Origin of the sequence: Streptomyces sp. OfavH-34-F, assembly GCF_022347745.1 — a bacterium.
In the GTDB taxonomy this organism is placed as follows: domain Bacteria; phylum Actinomycetota; class Actinomycetes; order Streptomycetales; family Streptomycetaceae; genus Streptomyces.
Window position 1 is genome coordinate 1 of the sequence record NZ_JAKRGC010000337.1, and the last position, 6,680, is coordinate 6,680.

Annotated in this window: 7 protein-coding genes and 1 pseudogene; 5 read left to right on the forward strand and 3 right to left on the reverse strand. The window is 72.0% G+C overall.

The window, feature by feature from the left end; translation table 11 throughout:
* A pseudogene (locus MHW47_RS30195) lies at positions 1-179 on the reverse strand (histidine phosphatase family protein); the annotation flags it as partial.
* Between the two features lie 265 nt (positions 180-444).
* On the opposite strand from MHW47_RS30195, the gene MHW47_RS30200 reads away from it, so the two are divergent.
* A complete protein-coding gene (locus MHW47_RS30200; RefSeq protein WP_239227034.1) occupies positions 445-660 on the forward strand; it encodes a CbtB-domain containing protein in 216 nt (71 codons plus the stop codon).
* 28 nt (positions 661-688) lie between these two features.
* Positions 689-1,459: a CbtA family protein gene (locus MHW47_RS30205; RefSeq protein WP_239227035.1), complete on the forward strand. Its 771-nt coding sequence runs from the start codon at positions 689-691 to the stop codon at positions 1,457-1,459.
* A gap of 30 nt (positions 1,460-1,489) precedes the next feature.
* On the opposite strand, the gene MHW47_RS30210 is transcribed toward MHW47_RS30205, so the two are convergent.
* Together MHW47_RS30210 and MHW47_RS30215 are read right to left on the reverse strand one after the other, a co-directional pair.
* Positions 1,490-1,993: a GNAT family N-acetyltransferase gene (locus tag MHW47_RS30210; RefSeq protein ID WP_239227036.1), complete on the reverse strand. Its 504-nt coding sequence runs from the start codon at positions 1,991-1,993 to the stop codon at positions 1,490-1,492.
* 113 nt (positions 1,994-2,106) lie between these two features.
* On the reverse strand, positions 2,107-2,457 hold the full coding sequence (locus MHW47_RS30215) for a tetratricopeptide repeat protein (protein WP_239227037.1): 351 nt from the start codon (positions 2,455-2,457) through the stop codon (positions 2,107-2,109).
* Positions 2,458-2,598: 141 nt separating this feature from the next.
* Between MHW47_RS30215 and MHW47_RS30220 the strand changes: the two genes are divergently transcribed.
* The 3 genes from MHW47_RS30220 to MHW47_RS30230 all read left to right on the forward strand — a co-directional run bounded on the left by MHW47_RS30220 (position 2,599) and on the right by MHW47_RS30230 (position 6,611).
* Positions 2,599-3,564: a pirin family protein gene (locus tag MHW47_RS30220; RefSeq protein ID WP_239227039.1), complete on the forward strand. Its 966-nt coding sequence runs from the start codon at positions 2,599-2,601 to the stop codon at positions 3,562-3,564.
* Between the two features lie 225 nt (positions 3,565-3,789).
* The gene (locus tag MHW47_RS30225) at positions 3,790-3,927 is read left to right on the forward strand and encodes a hypothetical protein (RefSeq protein ID WP_239227040.1); all 138 of its coding nucleotides are present in this window, start codon (positions 3,790-3,792) and stop codon (positions 3,925-3,927) included.
* Positions 3,928-4,430: 503 nt separating this feature from the next.
* The gene (locus tag MHW47_RS30230) at positions 4,431-6,611 is read left to right on the forward strand and encodes a discoidin domain-containing protein (protein WP_374230172.1); all 2,181 of its coding nucleotides are present in this window, start codon (positions 4,431-4,433) and stop codon (positions 6,609-6,611) included.
* Positions 6,612-6,680 lie beyond the last annotated feature (69 nt).

Genomic DNA, 6,680 nt, shown 5'->3' on the forward strand with positions numbered 1-6,680 from the left:
GCCGTCCCGGCGCACCGCGCGGACGGCCCGCACACCACCCGGTCCGCGACCGGCACCCGGGGCGCTGCCAGCCGGGCCGCGCGCAGACCCGACGCGTCCGGCGCCGCGTCCCCGGCGAACCGGGCTTCCCGCAACGCCGCGTTCATCGCCGGTGAGACCAGCATCACCCGTACCGTCATCCCCGCCCCCAACTCCCGCAACAGTGACCGCAGGGAACAAGCACACCATGGCGTCCGGGCCCCGGCAGCCCGCCCGGACGCGCCATGGCGGCGTCCACCGTCCAGGGGGTATGGTCGCGGCGATACGACGAGGGTGTGACGGAAGTCCGGTGAGAATCCGGCACGGTCGCGCCACTGTGTACCCGCACCCCTGCGGGAAGTCAGACCCGGCACCTTCGTCTCAGGCACCACGAACGGGACGCGTGTTCCCACAGGAGGTTCTGCCATGGCACACAGTGCTGCCCCCGCCACCGGCGCATCGCCCATCACCCCCATCTCCCCGAAGGCCCTGGCCCCCTGGGCGGTCTTCTTCGGCATCCTGATGCTGGTCCTGCTCTACTTCGTCGGCGCCGAGCAGGGCGCCACGTCGCTCATCTCGGGCGCCGGGGTCCACGAGTGGGTCCACGACGGCCGCCACCTTCTCGGCTTCCCCTGCCACTGACCCGCCGGCCGATCCAGGGGAATCCCTCATGAACTCCATATCCGTCAGAGCCCTGCTGGTCCGCGGCATGCTGGCCGGCCTGGTCGCGGGCGCCCTCGCGCTGCTCGTGGCCTACTTCCTCGGCGAGTCCCGGGTGGACGCCGCCATCGCCCTGGAAGAGGCCGCCCACAGCGCCCACGGCCACGACCACGGCGGCGGCGCGGAACTCGTCGGCCGGGGCGTGCAGTCCACCGCCGGCCTCGCCACCGGCATCCTCGTGTTCGGCGTGGCCGTGGGCGGCATCGCCGCGCTCGTCTTCTGTTACGCGCTCGGCCGCGTGGGCCGGTTCGGTCCGCGCGCCACGGCCGCGCTGGTCGCGGGCGCCGCGCTGCTGAGCGTCTACGTCGTGCCGTTCCTGAAGTACCCGGCCAACCCGCCGGCCGTCGGCAACCCCGACACCATCGGCCGGCGTACCGCGCTGTTCTTCCTGATGGTCGCCCTCAGCGTGCTGCTGGCCGTCGCCGCCGTCATCGTCGGCAGACGCCTGGCGCCCCGCCTGGGCAACTGGAACGCGACGGTGGCCGCCGGGGCAGGCTACGTCCTGCTGATCGGCCTCGCCTACGCGTTCCTGCCGTCGTTCAACGAGGTCGGCGCCGACTTCCCGGCCACGCTGCTGTGGCAGTTCCGGCTGGCCACGCTGGCGGTGCAGGTCACGCTCTGGACCGCGTTCGGCCTGGTCTTCGGTCATCTCACGGAACGGCTGCTGGTGCCGAGGGCGGGCGCGCTCGCGGACGCCCGGCCGGCAGCCGCGGTGAGCTGACAGCCGTACGCACGGAGGCCCGCCGGACGGTTACCGGCGGGCCTCCGTCCAGTCGACGAGGTAGTACCTGAGCGACGCGTCCTCGCCGACCAGCCGCATCCCGGCCGCCGTCATCACGTGCTGGGAGGCGACGTTGCCGACGTCGGCGTCCCCGAGCACCCGTGCGACGCCCCGCTGCCGGGCGAACCGCAGCAGCGCCCGCAGCGCCTCGGAGGCGTACCCGTTCCCCCGCGCCGACTCCACGAGCCCGTAGCCGATGGTGACGCTGCCCCGCTCGTCGGGCGCCGCGTGGAAGCCCGCGCCGCCGATGACGGCCCCGTCCGCGCGAAGCCGTATCGCGTACGACCCGAAGGGGCTCGGATCGCCGGTGTCCGCGCAGGTGGCGAGGAAGCGCGCGGCGGCCCGTCGCTCGCCGGGGGAGGGGTAGCCGGGCGCCCAGCGCACCCCGTCGGCGGGCGTGCCGGCGACCACGTGCCGGGCGTCGGCGGGGGTCATCTCGTGCAGGGACAGGCGCGGTGTGCGGATCACGTTCATAGGGACGGGAGGTATCACGCGCGGGGCGGACGGGGCACCCGAATAAAGAAGGCCGACCGCCCCGCGCCGCTGCGTGGCGGAGGGGCGGCCGGCCCGGGGTGCTGCGCGCGCCGCTACGCTTCGGGGCCGAAGTCCCCCGACAGGGCCGCGGCCAGCCGCAATTGCGTGTCCGCCTCGGCCTGGCGGCCCTGGCGCTCCAGCGTGCGGCCGAGCATCAGGCGCGCGTACCCCTCCACGGGGTCGCGCTCCAGCACCGCCCGCAGTTCCGCCTCCGCGCGCCCGAGGCTCGCGGAGTGGTAGTAGGCGCGGGCGAGGAGGAGCCGCGGCGCGACCTGCTCCGGAACCTCCTCGACGAGCCCGCCGAGGATGCGCGCGGCCGTCGTGTACTCCTTCGCGTCGAAGAAGAATCCCGCCCGCTCCCAGCGCTCGGCGGCGGTGCCGAACTCGTAGTAGCTGTCGCTCATGGCGCCTCCTGGATCGCGCGGCGGCCGGGTGGTTCCCGGCGGTGTCCGATCCGCACAACACCCACAGATGGTTTAATATTCCACTATCTGTACGGCGTGGGCACCGCCCACCCCCACTCGCAGCGGAATAGGTTGAGTGCCATGAGCAATCTCGATCGCCAGGCCGTCCCCACCGTCTGCGGAGGGCGCGGCTTCGTCGTGGCCGAACCCGTACGCGAACTCCTCGCCCCGCGCACGGTGCGGCTGGGGGAGTCCACCGAGGTCCGCAGACTGCTGCCGAACCTGGGCCGCCGGATGGTCGGCGCCTGGGCGTTCGTCGACCACTACGGCCCCGACGACATCGCCGACGAACCCGGCATGCAGGTGCCGCCGCACCCCCACATGGGCTTGCAGACGGTGAGCTGGCTGCACGAGGGGGAGGTGCTGCACCGGGACAGCCTGGGCAGCCTCCAGACGGTGCGCCCGCGCGAACTCGGCCTGATGACGTCCGGCCGGGCGATCAGCCACTCGGAGGAGAGCCCGAAGCAGCACGCCGCCCTGCTCCACGGCGCCCAGCTCTGGGTGGCGCTCCCCGAGGCGCACCGCTTCGTGGAGCCGCACTTCCAGCACCACAGCGACCTGCCCGTGGTCACGGCCCCCGGCCTCACCGCCACCGTGATCCTCGGCGAACTCGACGGCGCCACCTCCCCGGGCACCGCCTACACGCCGATCGTCGGCGCCGACCTCACCCTGGCCCGCGGCGCCGAGGCCCGGTTGCCCCTGGACCCCGACTTCGAGTACGCGGTCCTGTCGATGTCCGGCGAGGCCGAGGTGGACGGCGTCCCGGTCCTGCCCGGCTCCATGCTCTACCTCGGCTGCGGCCGCACCGAACTCCCCCTGCGCGCCGAGTCCGACGCCGGCCTGATGCTCCTGGGCGGCGAGCCGTTCGCGGAGGAACTGGTCATGTGGTGGAACTTCGTGGGCAGGACCCAGGAGGAGATCGCCCGGGCCCGCGAGGACTGGATGACCGGCGACCGCTTCGGCACCGTCCACGGCTACGCCGGCCCCCCGATCCCGGCCCCCGCCCTCCCCGACGTACCGCTGAAGCCGCGGGGACGGGTGCGCTGATCTGCGGTTCTTGGCGTGCGAGGCCAGTCGGGCCTCCTCGGGGGATGCGCGGCCGGCATCAAGACGCACGGGCCTCCCGGGGTGGGCTTGGAGACGGCGTCCCCACCCGACTTCTTCACGACTGCATTCCGTGGTGAACGACGGCTCATCGGCGGACCTGCCGCCGGGCTGGAGTAGTTCGGACAGGGCCAGGTCGGCGCCCTCGGCCTGGCACTCAATGACCTCATGCTGTTCACGACGCGCTACACGGACGCCGCGGTCAACCAGCTGCGCACGGAAGGCCTCGTCGGCAGCCAGGTCGGCACGGTCTTCACCGAACTGACCTTGGCGACCCTCGCCGGACGCCGGCGGCTGCTTCCGTAACCCGACGCCGATCTGCGTCCCGCTCCCCGCGCCGCCATCATGCACCCGCGGCACCTCATGGTCCGCCTGCGGCAGCGCTGACGGCCTCGCGCGCCTTCCGGCGAAGGGTCCGCGCTCCGGGTGACGGTGGCACGTCCCCCTCCGGAGCGCGGCGCCGTTCCCGCCGGCGTCCGGTGTCCCGGGGCGTCGGCCGTTGGCTCGATCTCGTCCGGCGTCGGACGGAAGCGGTGCGGGCGGTGGTCCGGGCCGGAGGCGCTCGCCGGCTGAGGTTCCATCAGCACGGACGGCCTCCCACCAGCGGGTTTCGCTCCCGAATCCCCCCTGGTACGGCGTTGTGGTGGCACAGCCGAGTACCAACGGTGAAAACCAAGGGTTAACTCAAGATGCAAGGAAAGTCGTGTTCGGCATATTGACCGCGCGCGACTGGGGCGGCAAGGTTCGGGAGAGCGCTCTTCCGGCGCTTCTCTCGCTTCAAGGAGTACCCCCCCATGTCTATATTTGGCATGCCTACAACGGCTCCTCCTCCCGCCCGCAGACGGATGCGGAGCGGTCTCACGGGTGCCGTCGTCACCGCCATGGCCGCCACTCTTCTTTCGGTCATCCCCGCCGCGTCGGCGCAGGCTGCCGAGACCCTGCTCTCGCAGGGGAGGACGGCCACCGCCTCCTCCCTCGAAGGGGCCGTGTTCTCCGCCTCCAACGCGGTCGACGGGAACCTCGGCACCCGCTGGGCCAGCCAGTGGAACGACGCCCAGTGGCTCCAGGTCGACCTCGGCGCGAGCAAGCAGCTCAGCCGCGCCGTCCTCACCTGGGAGGGCGCCTACGGCAAGGGTTACGAGATCCAGGCGTCCGACAACGGCACCGACTGGCGCACCGTCACCGCCGTCTCGGCCGGCGACGGCGGCACCGACGAGGTCGCCCTCTCCGGCTCCGGCCGCTACGTCCGGATGAAGGGCCTCACCCGCGGCACCGGATACGGCTACTCCCTCTGGGAGTTCCAGGTCTACGGCTCCACCGACGACACCGGCCCCACGCTGCCCGGCGGCGGCGACCTCGGCCCCAACGTGCACGTCTTCGACCCGTCCACGCCCGGCCTCCAGGCCAAGCTGGACGCAGTCTTCCAGCAGCAGGAGTCGGACCAGTTCGGCCCCGGCCGCCACGCCTTCCTCCTCAAGCCCGGCACGTACGACGGGCTCAACGCCCAGCTCGGCTTCTACACCCAGATCGCCGGCCTCGGCGTCAGCCCGGGCCAGACCACCATCAACGGCGACATCACCGTCGACGCGGGCTGGTTCAACGGCAACGCGACCCAGAACTTCTGGCGCGGCGCGGAGGGCCTGACCGTCGACCCGGTGAGTGGCACCGACCGCTGGGCCGTGTCCCAGGCGTCCTCCTTCCGCCGCATGCACGTCAAGGGCAGCCTCAACCTGGCCCCGAACGGCTACGGCTGGGCGTCGGGCGGCTACATCGCCGACTCCAAGATCGACGGCCAGGTCGGCAACTACTCGCAGCAGCAGTGGTACACCCGCGACAGCTCGATCGGCGGCTGGAGCAACAGTGTCTGGAACTCGGTCTTCTCCGGCACCGAGGGCGCGCCCCCGACCGCCTTCCCCGAGCCGAAGTACACCACCCTGGAGACCACCCCGATCTCCCGCGAGAAGCCGTACCTGATCTGGGAGGACAACCAGTACAAGGTCTTCTCCCCGGCCAAGCGCACCAACGCCCGCGGCACCACCTGGGCCGACGGAACCCCGCAGGGTGAGAAGATCCCGCTGACCCAGTTCTACGTCGTCAAGCCGGGCGCCACCGCCGCCACGATCAACCAGGCGCTGGCCCAGGGCCTGCACCTGCTGTTCACGCCGGGCGTCTACCACGTCGACCAGACCATCAACGTGAACCGCGCGAACACGATCGTGCTCGGCCTCGGCCTCGCCACGATCATCCCGGACAACGGCGTGACCGCCATGAAGGTCGCCGACGTCAACGGCGTCCGCCTCGCCGGCTTCCTCGTCGACGCCGGCCCGGTCAACTCCTCGACGCTGCTGGAGCTCGGCCCGCAGAACTCCTCGGCCGACCACGCCGCCAACCCGACGACCGTCCAGGACGTCTACATCCGCATCGGCGGCGCCGGCCCCGGCAAGGCCACCACCAGCATGGTCGTCAACAGCGACGACGTCATCGTCGACCACACCTGGGTCTGGCGCGCCGACCACGGCGCCGGCGTCGGCTGGGAGACCAACCGCGCCGACTACGGCGTCCGCGTCAACGGCGACGACGTCCTGGCCACCGGCCTGTTCGTCGAGCACTTCAACAAGTACGACGTCGAGTGGTACGGCGAGCGCGGCCGCACCATCTTCTTCCAGAACGAAAAGGCGTACGACGCCCCGAACCAGGCCGCCATCCAGAACGGCTCTACCAAGGGCTACGCCGCCTACCGCGTCGACGACTCGGTGAACACCCACGAGGGCTGGGGCCTCGGCAGCTACTGCTACTACAACGTGGACCCGACCATCGTCCAGGACCACGGCTTCAAGGCCCCGGTCAAGCCCGGTGTGAAGTTCCACAGCCTGCTGACCGTCTCCCTCGGCGGCAACGGCCACTTCAACCACGTCATCAACGACACCGGGGCGTCCACCGCCCCCGCCGGCAGCTCGACCGTGCCCTCCACCGTCGTCAACTTCCCGTGACGACCCGCCGGGGCGCGGCACCCGCCCCGCCCCCGCCCCCCACCCCTTCCCGGTGGCCCCCCCCCCCCC

Coding starts and splice junctions, on each gene's coding strand:
- MHW47_RS30200 (WP_239227034.1), top strand. CDS start 445: ATGGCACACAGTGCTGCCCCCGCCACCGGCGCATCGCCCATCACCCCC.
- MHW47_RS30205 (WP_239227035.1), top strand. CDS start 689: ATGAACTCCATATCCGTCAGAGCCCTGCTGGTCCGCGGCATGCTGGCC.
- MHW47_RS30210 (WP_239227036.1), bottom strand. CDS start 1,993: ATGAACGTGATCCGCACACCGCGCCTGTCCCTGCACGAGATGACCCCC.
- MHW47_RS30215 (WP_239227037.1), bottom strand. CDS start 2,457: ATGAGCGACAGCTACTACGAGTTCGGCACCGCCGCCGAGCGCTGGGAG.
- MHW47_RS30220 (WP_239227039.1), top strand. CDS start 2,599: ATGAGCAATCTCGATCGCCAGGCCGTCCCCACCGTCTGCGGAGGGCGC.
- MHW47_RS30225 (WP_239227040.1), top strand. CDS start 3,790: ATGCTGTTCACGACGCGCTACACGGACGCCGCGGTCAACCAGCTGCGC.
- MHW47_RS30230 (WP_374230172.1), top strand. CDS start 4,431: ATGCCTACAACGGCTCCTCCTCCCGCCCGCAGACGGATGCGGAGCGGT.